This window comes from Nocardioides sp. NPDC057577, from assembly GCF_042801335.1.
In the GTDB taxonomy this organism is placed as follows: domain Bacteria; phylum Actinomycetota; class Actinomycetes; order Propionibacteriales; family Nocardioidaceae; genus Nocardioides.
The window spans coordinates 20123-33832 of the sequence record NZ_JBHVGB010000026.1 but is presented as its reverse complement, the minus strand read 5'-3'; the positions used below and the strand labels follow the sequence as shown (position 1 = coordinate 33832).

The following is a 13710-nucleotide window of genomic DNA, read 5'->3' as shown; positions in this document are numbered from 1 at the left end:
GAACCTTAAAGGAATCGAAGGGCCCGGATGCTCGAGATGAGCATCCGGGCCCTTCACAGGTCCTCAGACGAGGTCAGCGACCGACCGCCGCCTTGGCGTCGACGATGCCGCTGCCGTAGAAGCCGTTCGGCGCCTTGCCACCCTCACAGGTGTGGGTGGAAGTCGCCGTCGTGCCGTTGGGCAGGTGGCGTACGTAGGTGAAGTCGGCCGGCACCGGGCAGGCCTTGTCGGTGGCCGACTTGCGCAGGATCTTCTCGACCGTACGGGGCGAGAGGGTCTTGCCGGAGCGGTCGTGGTGTCCGTACTTGCCGACGATCAGCGCGGCCACGCCAGCGGCGTGCGGGGAGGCCATCGAAGTGCCCTGCAGGTACTGGTAGTAGGAGCACTCACCGCTGGAGCAGTCCGCGACCGCCCACGGCACCAGGACCTCGCCGGTCGCCGGGTCGATCGCACCCTCGGCCACGCCCAGGTCGTAGGGGTAGGCGGCCAGGATGGTGGCGGCGTAGTCGCGCGTGCCGTCGGCCGTGTCGTACGCATCCCCACCAGGCGCCGCGACGTCGACGAAGCCGTTGCCGTAGCTGGAGTAGTAGGACTTGCGCTCGGACGGACCGGTGGCGCTGACCGCGATGACCCCGTTGCCCTCGGTGGGCATCGAGATGCACGACTCCGGGTCGAGCAGGTCACGGACGTAGGCGGCCTCGCCGGGCTCGCTGGCGTAGTCGGGGCTGCTCGCGTCGGTCTGCGGCTTGGTGTAGTCGATCGCCTGGTTGCCGGCGGCCGCGACGAGGGTGACGCCACGGGCGCGGGCGTAGTCGAGGGCACGCTGCATCGCGGTGATGATCGTGGCCTGCTCGGCCTGGTCCGCGGCGGAGTCGGCCGGGTGGCTGGTGCAGTTGAACAGCCACGGGTCGACGTAGTAGCTCATGTTGACCACGTCGATGCCGTTGCGGCCGGCGTAGGTCAGCGCGTCGACGGACGGCTGCAGGAAGAAGTAGCCGGAGTCCTGGCCGGCGCGCAGGTTGACGATGTCGGCCTGCGGGGCGACGCCGGAGATGCCGACGCCGTTGACCGGGGAGGCGATGGTCGAGGCGACGTGGGTGCCGTGGCCGTTCTCGTCGACGTCGGCCGCGTCCGTGCAGGAGGCGTCGGGCTCGTCCTCGCACGGACCGTCGACCACGGCGCCGTTGGCGTCGACCGGGATGTCGGTGGTGAAGTTGCGGCTCAGCTTCGCGTCGAAGTTGGGGGCGATGTCGGGGTGCGACCCGTCGACACCGGTGTCCAGGATGCCGACGCGGACACCCTTGCCGCGCTCGGTCTTGTTGGCCGCCGCGGCGTCGATCTGGGCCATGTCCCACTGCAGACCGGAGAGCGGCTCGGTCTTGCCCTTGGGCTTCGGCGCCTTGGGCGCGGTGCCCTTGCTGCCGCGGAACTCGGTCTCGACCTTCGACACGTCCTGCTTGCGGGCCTTGCTCGCCGCGTCAGGGGTGGTGGCGCCCACGATCCTGTCCTGGGCTGCGCCGACGAGGGCGCTCGAGGCGTTGGCCGCCTGGGCGAAGTCCTCGCCCGCGGTGACCGTCGCGACCCCGATGTCACTGTTCTCCGAGACGATCTCGCCCCCCGCGGCCTTCACCGCGGCACGGGCGCTGGCGGCCGAGGATCCCTCGGCGTATGCCACGACATAGCGGACCTCCTGGTCGGAGGTGGCGTTGCCCGAGTTCGCCATGACGAGGGTGCCGGTGACCCCCAGCGCGACTGCAGTCGCGCCTGTCAACAACCTACGCATGCTGTCTCCATTCCGGATCCGGTGGCCGAGATTGTCGGGACCACCGCTGCCATGGCCCTTGTCGGCCCGACATAGCGACCCAGCATGCCCTAGTCGGCATCGGCTCGAACAGGGTTTGGCGGGACGATCCCCCCAATAATTGGTTTGTGAGTGAGTGCTCACTCACTTATGCTCGTCGACGTGGACGAACGACGTACGCGGGCCAAGCCGATTCCCGCAGCAGACCGGCGCGCAGCGATCATCGCGGCGACCGAGACGCTGCTGATCGAGCACGGCACGGCGACGACGACCAGGCTCATCGCCGAGGCGTCCGGAGTCGCCGAAGGCACGATCTTCCGGCACTTCCGCGACAAGCGGGAGCTCTACCGGGCCGTCGCCGAGAACGTCTTCAACCCCGTCCGGGCCGGCCAGTCGATGGCCGACGTCGTGGAGGGCAAGGCGGACATCGAGGACAAGCTCCGGGCCGTCATCGACCTGCTCGCCGCGTCCTCCCAGCGAGGTGTCCTCGTCATGATGGCGGTGCGCTCGGCCGTGATGGAGCAGACCGACCCCGAAGGCGTACGTCCGCAGCACGGTCCTCCGAAGTTCCTCATCGAGGCCAACAAGACCTTGATCGACAACCTGACGACACTCGTCTTCGAGCCGCACGAGAACGAGCTGCGGCTGCCGCCACGCAAGGCCGCGCAGGTGCTGCGCAGCCTCACGATCGGGGCCTGGCTCCCCGGTCTGAACCGAACGAACCAGCCGTTGAGCAGCGAGGACGTCATCGACGTGCTGCTCGGCGGCATCCTGATCAGAGAGACCAGAGAGACCCCCTGATGCTCCTTCGACTGCTGCGGGACTACCTGCTCCCGTACAAGAGATTCCTGGTCGTCATCGCGATCCTGCAGCTCTTCTCGACCTCGGCCTTCATGCTGCTGCCCAGTCTGAACGCCGACATCATCGACAAGGGCGTGGCCGAGGGCGACACCGGCTACATCCTCCAGATCGGCGCGATCATGCTCGGCGTCGCGCTGGTGCAGATCCTCGCCTCGATCACCAGCGTCTACTTCGCCGCCCGGAGCTCGATGAGCTTCGGGCGCGACCTGCGGGCTGCGATCTTCGCGAAGGTCGGCTCCTTCAGTGCTCGCGAGGTCGGCCGCTTCGGCGCCCCGTCGCTGATCACCCGGACCACCAACGACGTCCAGCAGGTCCAGATGCTCGCCGTGCTCACCTGCACGCTCGCGGTGATGGTGCCGATGATGATGGTCGGCGGTGTCGTGATGGCGATCCAGGTGGACGCCGGGCTCTCCTGGCTGCTCGCGGTCGTCATCCCCGCGCTGCTCGTCTCCATGACCGTCGTCGTGCGTGGCATGGTCCCCAACTTCCGCAAGGTGCAGGAGCGCATCGACGCGGTCAACCGCATCCTGCGCGAGCAGATCACCGGCATCCGGGTGATCCGCGCGTTCGTCCGCGAGCGTCAGGAGACCGAGCGCTTCGCGAAGGCCAACGACGAGCTCACCGACGTCGCGCTGCGGGCCGGGCGCTGGATGTCGACGATGTTCCCGCTGATGATGCTGGTCATCAACGTCGCCAGCGTCGCGGTGATCTGGTTCGGTGGCATCCGGGTCGACGACGGGTTGATGCAGGTCGGCCCGCTGACCGCGTTCCTGCAGTACCTGATGCAGATCCTGATGTCGATCATGATGGGCACCTTCATGCTCATGCAGGTGCCCCGCGCCGCCGTCTGCGCCGACCGGATCGCCGAGGTCCTCGACACCCAGACCAGCGTGACCCCGCCGGCGGCGGGTGTCACCGAGATCTCCCGGCACGGGCACGTCGACTTCACCGGAGCCGGCTTCACCTACCCCGGCGCCGACCACCCCGTCCTCCACGACCTCACCTTCGAGGCAAGGCCCGGGCAGACCGTCGCGATCATCGGCTCCACCGGCGCCGGCAAGACGACCCTGCTGGGCCTCGTCCCGCGGCTCTTCGACGCGACGGCCGGAGCCGTTCGCGTGGGTGGGATCGACGTACGAGACCTCGACCCGGCCACCCTGCGCAGCTCCCTCGGACTGGTGCCGCAGAAGGCGTTCCTCTTCACCGGCACCGTCCGGTCCAACCTGCTCCACGGCAAGCCGGACGCCACCGACGAGGAGCTCTGGCACGCGCTCGAGGTCGCCCAGGCGCGTGACTTCGTGGAGCGGATGGCCCCCGAGGGCGGCACCGGTCTCGACGCCGAGATCGACCAGGGCGGCACCAACGTCTCCGGTGGCCAGCGGCAACGCCTGGCCATCGCCCGGGCACTGGTGAGGAGGCCCGACATCTATCTCTTCGACGACTCCTTCTCCGCGCTCGACGTCGCCACCGACGCCCGGCTCCGTGCTGCGCTCGCCCCCGAGACCCGCAACGCCACGGTCATCGTGGTCGCCCAGCGGGTCTCCACCATCCGCGACGCCGACAAGATCCTCGTGCTCGAGGACGGCGCCATCGTCGGCGAGGGCACCCACGAGCAGCTGCTCGCCGGCAACCCGACCTACCAGGAGATCGTCTCCTCCCAGCTCAGCGCAGAGGAGGCCGCGGCATGAGGCTGAATGCTCACCGAGGTAACTCGGTGAACGGTTACCTCCTTCGCGGAACTCCACGAGGGAACTGCATCCACACCGAGGTAACTCGGTCAGCATCCGAGGAGGCCGCGGCATGAGCGACCAGAAGGCCGGCCAGAACGGCCAGATGAAGAAGACCGAGCGGATCGTACGTCCCCAGGGCGGCCCGGGCCCGATGGGCGCGGGCGGCGCGGTGGGGGACAAGGCGATGAACTTCGTCCCCTCGGCGAAACGGCTGCTGCGAAGGATGGCGCCGTACAAGATCCATGCCTCCGCCACGATCGTGCTCGCCCTGATCAGCGTGACGCTGATGTCGCTGGGCCCGTGGCTGCTGGGCAAGGCGACCAACATCATCTTCGGCGGTGTCTTCTCCAGGGAGCTGCCGGCGGGGGTCACCCAGGAGCAGGCGGTCGAGGGTCTGCGTGCCCAGGGCGACGACAAGCTCGCCGACATGCTCTCCGGGATGGACTACGTCAACCCCGGCCACGGCGTCGACTTCGACGCCCTGCGCAACGCGTTGATGATCGTGCTCGCCGTCTATCTCGTCGCCTCCGTGCTCTCCTTCGTGCAGGGCTGGATCCTCAACTCGGTCGTCCAGGGCACCGTGAAGGGCCTGCGTGAGGACGTCGAGAAGAAGGTCCACAGCGTCCCGCTGTCCTACTTCGACAAGCAGCCGCGAGGCGAGCTGCTCAGCCGCGTCACCAACGACATCGACAACATCAGCCAGACCCTGCAGCAGACCTTCAGCCAGGTGCTGACCGCTCTCTTCACGCTGGTCACGGTGCTGTTCATGATGTTCTGGATCAGCCCGGTGCTGGCCCTGATCGCGCTGCTCGCGGTGCCGGTCTCGCTGGTGGTGACCGGTGCGGTGATGAAGCGGTCGCAAGGCCAGTTCGTGGCCCAGTGGCGCCACACCGGCAAGCTCAACGGCCACATCGAGGAGACCTTCTCCGGCCATGACCTGGTCAAGGTCTTCGGGCGTCAGGAGGAGGTCGAGAAGACCTTCGGCGAGGAGAACGACAAGCTCTTCGCCGCATCCTTCAAGGCCCAGTTCATCAGCGGGATCCTGATGCCGCTGATGATGTTCGTGGGCAACCTGATGTTCGTGGTGGTCTGCGTGGTCGGGTCGCTCCGCGTCGCCAGCGGAGCCCTGAGCCTGGGTGAGCTGCAGGCCTTCATCCAGTACTCGCGCCAGTTCACCCAGCCCATCACCACCCTCGCCTCGATGATGAACCTGCTCCAGTCCGGCGTGGCCTCGGCCGAGCGGGTCTTCGAGCTGCTCGACGCCGAGGAGCAGTCGCCCGACGTCGGCGCCACCCGCAGCGGAGCCGGGGCCGGCGAGGTCCGGTTCGAGCACGTCAGCTTCTCCTACGACGAGGACAGGCCGCTCATCGAGGACCTGTCCCTGGTGGCCCGTCCCGGGCAGACCGTCGCGATCGTCGGGCCCACCGGGGCAGGCAAGACCACCCTGGTCAACCTGATCATGAGGTTCTACGAGCTCGATGCCGGCCGGATCACCCTCGACGGCGTCGACATCGCCTCGATCCCCCGTTCCGACCTGCGCGAACGCACCGGCATGGTGCTCCAGGACACCTGGCTCTTCGAGGGCACGATCCGCGACAACATCCGCTACGGACGGCCGGACGCGACCGAGGAGGAGCTCCTCGAGGCGGCCCGGGCGACGTACGTCGACAGGTTCGTGCACTCGCTGCCGGACGGCTACGACACCCTGATCACCGACCAGGGCGGCAACCTCTCGGCGGGCGAGCGGCAGTTGGTCACCATCGCGCGAGCCTTCCTCGCCGAGCCGTCGCTGCTGATCCTCGACGAGGCCACCTCCTCGGTCGACACGCGCACCGAGCTGCTCCTGCAGCACGCCATGGCGGCGCTGCGCTCGGACCGTACGTCCTTCGTGATCGCCCACCGGCTCTCCACGATCCGCGATGCCGATCTGATCCTGGTCATGCGCGACGGCGCGATCGTCGAGCAGGGCAACCATGCCGAGCTGCTCGAGGCCAAGGGCGCGTACGCCGAGCTCTACCAATCGCAGTTCAGCCACGCTCTCGTGGAGGAGCCGGCCTGAGAAATAACCCTTTGATCCCGGTGCGGCCCGGCGCCTACCGTTGAGGCACACGGGAAAGGAGGTGATCCGATCAGATGAAGAACGATTGGATGCGTGAGGTGGCTGCTCGCTAGCAGCTTCTCCAACTATGGATAAGGGCTGGCAATCCAACGGCAGCCACCCGACCCGCAGGCGTACCGGACTCATCCACCGGGTTGGCCACCAGGCCCGCCTGCGGGTCGCCCCGTTTTGACGGCCGGGCGACAAGTTGTGTTTAGCAACTAATCCGACGTACATTGGTTGCCAATGTTCAACCAATTCGCGTGAGAGCCGAGTCCACACTTGTCAGAGTCCCAGCAGTCTTCGCAAGCCATCGCGGCGCCGCAGATGACCCACCGCCAGATCATGGAGGTCCTCTCCGGCCTGCTGATGGCGCTCTTCGTCGCCATGCTGTCCAGCACGTCGGTCGCCAACGCCCTGCCGCGGATCGTCACCGACCTCGACGGCACCCAGGGCGGCTACACCTGGATCGTCGTCTCGAGCATGCTCGCGATGACCGCGACCACCCCGATCTGGGGCAAGCTGGCCGATCTCTACAACAAGAAGGTCCTGGTCCAGGTCGCCCTCGGCCTGTTCATCGTCGGCTCGGCGATCTGTGGACTGGCGCCTTCGATGCCGGTGATCATCACCGGCCGCGTCATCGCGGGCCTCGGCATGGGTGGCATCGTCGCGCTGATCCAGGTGATCATCGCGATGATCGTTCCCCCGCGTGAGCGCGGCCGCTACTCCGGCTACATCGGTGCCGTCTTCGCCCTGGCGACGGTCATCGGCCCGCTGGTCGGCGGCGTGATCGTCGACTCCCCGGTCGGCTGGCCCGGCGTCTTCTACGTCGGCGTGCCGTTCGCCGTGGTCGCCTTCATCCTGCTCCAGAAGACTCTGCACCTCCCGCACGTACGCCGCGAGGTCAGCATCGACTACCTCGGCGCCTTCCTCCTGGTCGCCGGCGTCTCGACGCTGCTGATCTGGGTCACCCTGGGCGGCAGCTCCTTCGAGTGGGCCTCGCTGACGTCGTACGCCCTGGTGGCCGGCAGCGTCGTCGTGCTGGCCCTCGCGATCCTGGTCGAGGGCAGGTTCGCCAAGGAGCCGATCATCCCGCTGCGTCTCTTCCGGGACCGCACGATGGTCCTCTCCACCTTTGCCTCGTTCTTCGTCGGTGCCGGGATGTTCGGGGCGACGGTCTACCTGCAGCAGTACTTCCAGACCGCTCGCGAGATGACGCCGACCCACGCCGGCCTGATGTCGATCTGCATGGTGCTCGGGCTCTCCGGCGCGGGCATGGTCACCGGACGCCTGATCAGCTCCACCGGGCGCTGGAAGCGCTACCTGGTCTTCGGCGGCATCATGCTGCCGATCGGGCTCTACCTGCTCAGCACGATCGACGAGCACACCAACCTGGCCCTGGTCGGCGCCTTCATGGCCGTCGTCGGTCTCGGTGTCGGTGCCACCAACCAGAACCTCGTCCTCGCGGTGCAGAACAACCTCGACAGCAAGGACATGGGTGCCGGGTCCTCGGTCGTGGCCTTCTTCCGGTCGATGGGCGGCTCGATGGGCATCGCCGCGCTCGGCGCTGTGCTCTCCCACCGGGTCGAGGACGTCATCACCGACGGCATCCCCGAGCTCGTGGCCAGCGGAAAGGTCACCCCCGAGGAGCTCCAGAGCCTGCAGAGCGGTGGTCTTGCCGACCCGGCGAGCATGCCGAGCGCGATGCAGGCGCTCTACGAGCACGCCTTCGCCGTCGCCACGGCCGATCTCTTCCTGGTGGCCATCCCCTGCGCGGTCATCGCGCTGGTTGCGATCCTGGGTATCAAGGAGGTTCCGCTCAAGACTACGATCGAGGACCTCACCGAGGACGAGATCGCTCCTGAGGTCGCCGCGGAGCTCGAGGCGGGAGGAGCCGGCCGGAGATGACAGAGGTGCCAGCCATGGACAACGCCGCCCAGGGCGAGCAGATCGACGAGGGCCTTCGCGCCGATTCGCTCGGCCGGCTCGAGTCCGAGGTCGGTGTGCTCGTGTGGCGGGCCAAGCGGGCGATGAAGGCACGCGGCCGGATGATTCACCCGGATCTGCCGCCCGGCGGCTACATGATGCTGACCTGGATCGCCGAGCGTGGTCCGGTGCGCGCCTCCGCGCTGGTCGACGGACTCGGGATCGACAAGGGAGCGGTCAGCCGGATGGTGCAGGCCATGATCGACCTGGGCCTGCTCGAGCGCCACCCCGACCCCGAGGACGGGCGCGCCAGCCTGGTCTCGGTGACCGCCGAGGCTCGCGACGGGCTCGACCGGGTGACCCGGGAGCGCCGCGTACGTTTCAACGACCGGCTGGCCGACTGGAGTCCCGACGACATCGACGGGCTCAGCGCTATGCTTGCCAGATACAACGAAGCCCTAGAACGCCAGGGCTCCTAGGGGATCGCGCAGCGATGATCTCTCCTGCAGGCCGACTTCGCTCGGGACACACCCTGCTGGGTTCGGTTTTTCTGACTGATTCAAGGATGTAGGATTAGCCCGTGAGCGATCTCATCGATACCACCGAGATGTACCTCCGCACCATCTACGAGCTGGTCGAAGAGGGAATCGTTCCGCTGCGCGCCCGCATCGCCGAGCGCCTCCACCAGTCCGGCCCCACGGTCTCCCAGACCGTCGCCCGGATGGAGCGCGACGGTCTGCTCACCGTCGAGGGCGACCGCCACCTGCAGCTCACCGACGAGGGCCTTCGCCTGGCCACCCGGGTGATGCGCAAGCACCGCCTCGCCGAGCGGCTGCTCACCGACGTCATCGGCCTCGACTGGGAGCTCGTCCACGAGGAGGCGTGCCGCTGGGAGCACGTCATGTCGGACACGGTCGAGAAGCGCCTGCTCGACCTGCTCGGCGACCCGACCGAGTCGCCCTACGGCAACCCGATCCCCGGTCTCGACGAGCTCGGCGGCAAGCCCGCCGACGAGGACTTCATGGCCGGCGTCCAGTCGCTCACGGCCGCGGCGACCTCCGAGCGCGCCACGGTCCTGGTGCGCCGCATCTCCGAGGAGATGCAGAAGGACGAGTCGCTGATGAGCGCTCTGCGCCGGGTCGGTGCGACCCCGGACCAGACCGTCGCCATCAAGGCGACCGCCGACGGGGTCATGCTCGGCTCCGGTGGGGAGACCGCGGAGATCATCCCCGAGGCCGCGGACCATATCTTCGTCAAGGCCCTCTGACCCGCAGTTTCGTCCCCAGGCGGCTCCACGAGTCGTCTTCGGTGTGGCAACGCCGTGCCCACTTTTGTAACCGTGGGTGAAATTCTCTCGACGTCGGCAGAATCTGGCACACGACTCTGGACCGATTACGTCCTAGATGCTTATGTTTGACGTGCAAGACCTGCTGGAGCGAGACCTTCAGCAGTTGTCATGTCGAGACTTGCGGGGGTCTCCGGAGGGGAGAGCTCTATGGAGGTCGTTCATCTGCCCGCTCGCGGCCGCGAGCTGGATGAGACGTTCCGCCCAGTCGCCGTCCACCACACCGACACCGGCCTGACCCGTCACCTCGAGCGCGGCGAGGAGATCGTGCTCACCGACCTCGGCGGCGACTACCACAGCGCCAAGGTGCTGCTGATCGACGAAGGCCCGGTCTACCACTTCTTCATCGGTGCCAGACTCTCCGTCGACGAGGCCGCCGGTCGGATGGCCGACCTGCCGCAGTCACGCTCTGCGTGATGCCAAGGTGGTGAGGAACTCGCTGGTTCCGACCTCCAGCTTGTACGCAGCCTCCCCATCGCCCCTGGTGGCGCCGCGGTTCACGATGACGACCGGGATCCCGGCCTTCGCCGCCCGGCGCACGAACCGATAGCCACTCATCACCGCCAGACTCGAGCCCGCGACGAGCAGCACGCCCTCCCCCTCGTGCCGCTCGCCGCGGAGCTCAAAGCTTCCCGGGCCCGCCAACGCGTCGACCGCCGCCATGCACCGGGCGACCCGGTCCTTGGGGACGTTCTCGCCGAAGAAGACGACGTCCGGTTTGAGGATGCCACCGCAGATCTCGCAGTCGGGCACGACGAAGTCCTGGGTCTCCTCGAGCGCGACGTCACCGTCCGGCCGGGTCTCCACGTCCGCGTGCGCCTCGGCCCAACCCGCGTTGTGCGCCTCCATCCGCTCCTGGAGCTCGCGGCGCGGGCTCAGCGTGCGGCAGGACAGACAGATCACGTCGCTCACCCGGCCGTGCAGCGTCACGATCCGACCGCTCCGGGCCAGCTCCGGCGCCGCCTGCTCGTGCAGACCGTCGACGTTCTGGGTGATCAGCAGCTCGGGGTCGATCGCGGCCAGAGCGCGATGGCCGGCGTTCGGCACCGCGCTGCCCATCCGCCGCCAGCCGAGGTGGCTGCGCGCCCAGTAGCGCTGCCGCTCCTGTGGCCCCGAGATGAACTGCTGGTAGGTCATCGGCTGCCGTGACGGACTGCCCGGGCTGCGGTAGTCGGGGATGCCCGAGTCGGTCGAGACGCCGGCCCCGGTCAGCACCACGAGGCGCCGGTCCTGGAGGAGGGCCAGGGCCGCTGCGTACGACTCCTCTGCGATCGCCCCGGGGGCGATCGGCATCAGGCGTACCTCGCCTCGGCGCGAGCCTTGCGCTTCGCGGCCTCGACCTCACGGTTCTTCTTGGGGGCGTTGGTGACCAGATCGTCGAGGAGATGCCGGGTGATGTGGGCGATCTCGGCGACGGCGTGGTCGAAGGCCTCCTGGTTGGCGGCCGAAGGCTTGGCCGTGCCGCTCACCTTGCGTACGAACTGCAGGGCGGCTGCGGCGACCTCGTCGTTGGTGGCGGGCGGCTCGAAGTTGTGGAGCGGGCGGATGTTGCGGCACATGCCGTCCACGGTACCTGGATCGGCGCGACGGCTATCGGGATCGGCCGGGGGCGTGGGAGGGGGCCTGGCCGCGCGGATGCGGGGGGATCGGCCCGCCGTTGGGCGCGGTTCCCTTGGGCTGCCGCAGGTCGTCGGCCGGGGGAGCCGGCCGCGGCACGACGCCCTCCTCGAGCAGCTGGCTCGCCATCAGAGCGGCCTGGGTGCGGTGGCTGACGCCCAGCTTGGCGAGCAGACCGGTGATGTGGTTCTTCACGGTCTTCTCCGCCAGCACCAGGCGGTCGGCGATCTGGCGGTTGGAGATGCCCTCGGCGAGGAGCACCAGGATCCGTCGCTGCTGCGGGGTCAGGTCGGCGACCACCTCGTGCATCCGACGGCGCTGCTCGACGTTCTGGACCACCTTGGCGGCCGCCTCGGGGTCGAAGAGGGTGTGGCCGCTGGCCACCAGGCGTACGCCGGAGACCAGGCTCGTCGCCTCGATCTGCTTGAGCACGTAACCGGCCGCACCGGCCATGATCGCCTGGCTCATCACCTCGTCGTCGGCGTCGGTGGCCAGGATCAGGCAGCGGATGTCGCTCTTCATCGCCAGCGCCTCGCGGCACAGCGCCACGCCCGAGGCGTCGGGCAGGTGGGCGTCCATGATGAGTACGTCGGGACGGAGCGTCGCGATCAGCATGCGTGCCTCGGCGGCGGTGCGGGCCTCACCCACGACCTCGATGCCCGGCTCGGGCTGCAGGACCGTACGCACGCCGACACGCACGACGTCGTGGCCGTCGGCCAGCAGAACGCTGATCACCGCGTCGCCCACAGGCTCGTCTCACTCATCTCGTCGTTGGGGATGATGCCGAAAGAAACCGCTCAAGAGTATCCCTATTGATGCAACATTTGATCACTGAGAGGCCCGTGCCGTCTCGGATTTCGTTGCTTCTGGAAAGGTAGCGGTTATGACGTCTTCCCGCGATCTCGACATCGTCCTGTTCGGCGCGACCGGATTCACGGGCGGTCTGGTCGCCGGATATCTGGCCGAGCATGCGCCCGAGGGACTGCGGTGGGCGCTTGCAGGACGCTCCCTGTCGCGCCTCGAGGCCGTCCGCGACGCGCTCGGCTCCGCCGACGTCGAGCTCCTCCAGGCCGATGTGCACGATTCCTCGTCGCTGGCCGCGCTCGCGGCTCGTGCTCGCGTCGTGATCACCACCGTCGGGCCCTACCTGGAGTACGGCGAACCGCTGGTCAAGGCCTGCGCCGAGGCCGGCACCGACTACGTCGACCTGACCGGAGAGCCCGAGTTCGTCGACCGGATGTTCGTGAAGTACGACGCCACCGCCCGCGCCAACGGCGCCCGGATCGTGCACGCCTGCGGGTTCGACTCGATCCCGCACGACCTCGGCGCCTTCTTCACGGTCCGCGAGCTCGCCGCCGGCGGCGAGCTCACCGGGCCGCTGACGATGAAGGGCGTCGTCCGTTCCAACGCCACCTTCTCCGGCGGCACCTTCCACTCGGCGCTGGGACAGATGTCCCGGCCTCGGGAGATGGCGGCGGCCTCGCGCGAGCGCCGGGCGCTCGAGGAGCGGCCGGTGGGGCGTAGGTCGCGCGCGGCGAAGCCCAGCCTGGGCCGCGACCGCGAGCTGGGCTACTGGCTCTTGCCGCTGCCGACCATCGACCCGTTCATCGTCGCCCGCTCCGGGCGGGCTCTGGAGGCGTACGGACCTGCCTTCACCTACTCGCACTTCGCCGGGACCAAGACGCTGAGGTACGCCGTCGGCGGCGCGGTCGGCGTCGGCGCCCTCGCCCTCGCGATGCAGGTGCCGCCGCTGCGGTCCAAGCTCGGTGAGCGGGTCAAGCAGGGCACCGGACCATCCGAGGGCCGGCGGGAGAAGTCGTGGTTCACGGTCGACTTCGTCGCCGAGTCCGGCGGCCGGAAGATCCACACCAAGGTCTCCGGAGGCGACCCGGGCTACACCGAGACGGCGAAGATGCTCGCCGAGTCGGCGCTCTGCCTCGCCTTCGACACGCTTCCCGAGACCGCCGGGTCGGTGACCACGGCGGTGGCGATGGGCGATGCGCTGCTCGAGCGGCTCCAGGCCGCAGGGATCCGGTTCGAGGTCGTCGCTTGAGGTTGTCGTGGTGCCCCAGGCAAGAGTCGAACTTGCGACCTTTCGCTTAGGAGGCGGCTGCTCTATCCACTGAGCTACTGGGGCATTCGCGGATATCTTGCCATGGTGGCGGGTAATACTACGGTTTGGGGTTCGATGCGGTCAGGGGCCAGACTTGGGTCGCTCGCGTAGGTTGAGTCACCGTCGACTCAGCCCGAATCCCCCCGAAGACAAGCGACGAATGACGGTGACCTATGCCTGACTCCTCCATGCCTCCCCGACGTGGGGGTGCGGATTCAG

The 13710-nt window shown here is 68.2% G+C and carries 12 protein-coding genes and 1 tRNA gene; 8 read left to right on the top strand and 5 right to left on the bottom strand.

The genetic code is table 11. The features are described from left to right. Positions 1-73: 73 nt before the first annotated feature. Entirely contained in the window at positions 74-1783 is a 1710-nt protein-coding gene (locus ACFU7D_RS08175; RefSeq protein WP_378865565.1) for a S8 family serine peptidase, read from the bottom strand. A 180-nt stretch (positions 1784-1963) separates the two neighbouring features. Here ACFU7D_RS08175 and ACFU7D_RS08170 point away from each other — a divergent pair, with 180 nt between their 5' ends. The 7 genes from ACFU7D_RS08170 (at position 1964) to ACFU7D_RS08140 (ending at position 10178) form a co-directional block, all read left to right on the top strand. Next, on the top strand, positions 1964-2602 hold the full coding sequence (locus ACFU7D_RS08170) for a TetR/AcrR family transcriptional regulator (protein ID WP_378865562.1): 639 nt from the start codon (positions 1964-1966) through the stop codon (positions 2600-2602). Then, complete coding sequence (locus ACFU7D_RS08165) at positions 2602-4350, top strand: ABC transporter ATP-binding protein (RefSeq protein ID WP_378865559.1); 1749 nt, start codon at positions 2602-2604, stop codon at positions 4348-4350. Before ACFU7D_RS08170 ends, ACFU7D_RS08165 begins: the two co-directional genes overlap by 1 nt. A 112-nt stretch (positions 4351-4462) precedes the next feature. Further along, entirely contained in the window at positions 4463-6451 is a 1989-nt protein-coding gene (locus ACFU7D_RS08160) for an ABC transporter ATP-binding protein (RefSeq protein WP_378865556.1), read from the top strand. Between the two features lie 366 nt (positions 6452-6817). Further along, positions 6818-8398 carry an MDR family MFS transporter gene (locus ACFU7D_RS08155; protein WP_378865553.1) on the top strand — a complete coding sequence of 527 codons (1581 nt, stop codon included), beginning with the start codon at positions 6818-6820 and terminating at the stop codon, positions 8396-8398. Continuing rightward, the gene (locus ACFU7D_RS08150) at positions 8395-8895 is read left to right on the top strand and encodes a MarR family winged helix-turn-helix transcriptional regulator (protein ID WP_378865550.1); all 501 of its coding nucleotides are present in this window, start codon (positions 8395-8397) and stop codon (positions 8893-8895) included. The genes ACFU7D_RS08155 and ACFU7D_RS08150 overlap by 4 nt, the downstream gene beginning before the upstream one ends. Before the next feature lie 101 nt (positions 8896-8996). Further along, positions 8997-9683, top strand: coding sequence for a metal-dependent transcriptional regulator (locus ACFU7D_RS08145; RefSeq protein WP_091042654.1), 687 nt, complete (start codon positions 8997-8999; stop codon positions 9681-9683). A 228-nt stretch (positions 9684-9911) separates the two neighbouring features. Further along, positions 9912-10178 (top strand): hypothetical protein, encoded by a 267-nt coding sequence (locus ACFU7D_RS08140; RefSeq protein WP_091042652.1) that lies wholly within the window; start codon positions 9912-9914, stop codon positions 10176-10178. Here the strand turns inward: ACFU7D_RS08140 and ACFU7D_RS08135 are convergent. From ACFU7D_RS08135 to ACFU7D_RS08125, 3 genes are read right to left on the bottom strand one after another with little or no spacing between them, the layout of a single operon-like run. Further along, entirely contained in the window at positions 10164-11054 is an 891-nt protein-coding gene (locus tag ACFU7D_RS08135; RefSeq protein WP_378865547.1) for a Sir2 family NAD-dependent protein deacetylase, read from the bottom strand. The genes ACFU7D_RS08140 and ACFU7D_RS08135 overlap by 15 nt on opposite strands. Further along, complete coding sequence (locus ACFU7D_RS08130; RefSeq protein WP_378865545.1) at positions 11054-11320, bottom strand: DUF2277 domain-containing protein; 267 nt, start codon at positions 11318-11320, stop codon at positions 11054-11056. Before ACFU7D_RS08130 ends, ACFU7D_RS08135 begins: the two co-directional genes overlap by 1 nt. 31 nt (positions 11321-11351) lie before the next feature. Then, entirely contained in the window at positions 11352-12113 is a 762-nt protein-coding gene (locus ACFU7D_RS08125; protein ID WP_378727807.1) for a response regulator, read from the bottom strand. Positions 12114-12261: 148 nt separating this feature from the next. Between ACFU7D_RS08125 and ACFU7D_RS08120 the strand changes: the two genes are divergently transcribed. Next, complete coding sequence (locus ACFU7D_RS08120) at positions 12262-13431, top strand: saccharopine dehydrogenase family protein (protein WP_378865542.1); 1170 nt, start codon at positions 12262-12264, stop codon at positions 13429-13431. An 8-nt stretch (positions 13432-13439) separates the two neighbouring features. Here ACFU7D_RS08120 and ACFU7D_RS08115 read toward each other — a convergent pair. Beyond that, positions 13440-13515 (bottom strand) — tRNA-Arg (locus ACFU7D_RS08115). Positions 13516-13710 lie beyond the last annotated feature (195 nt).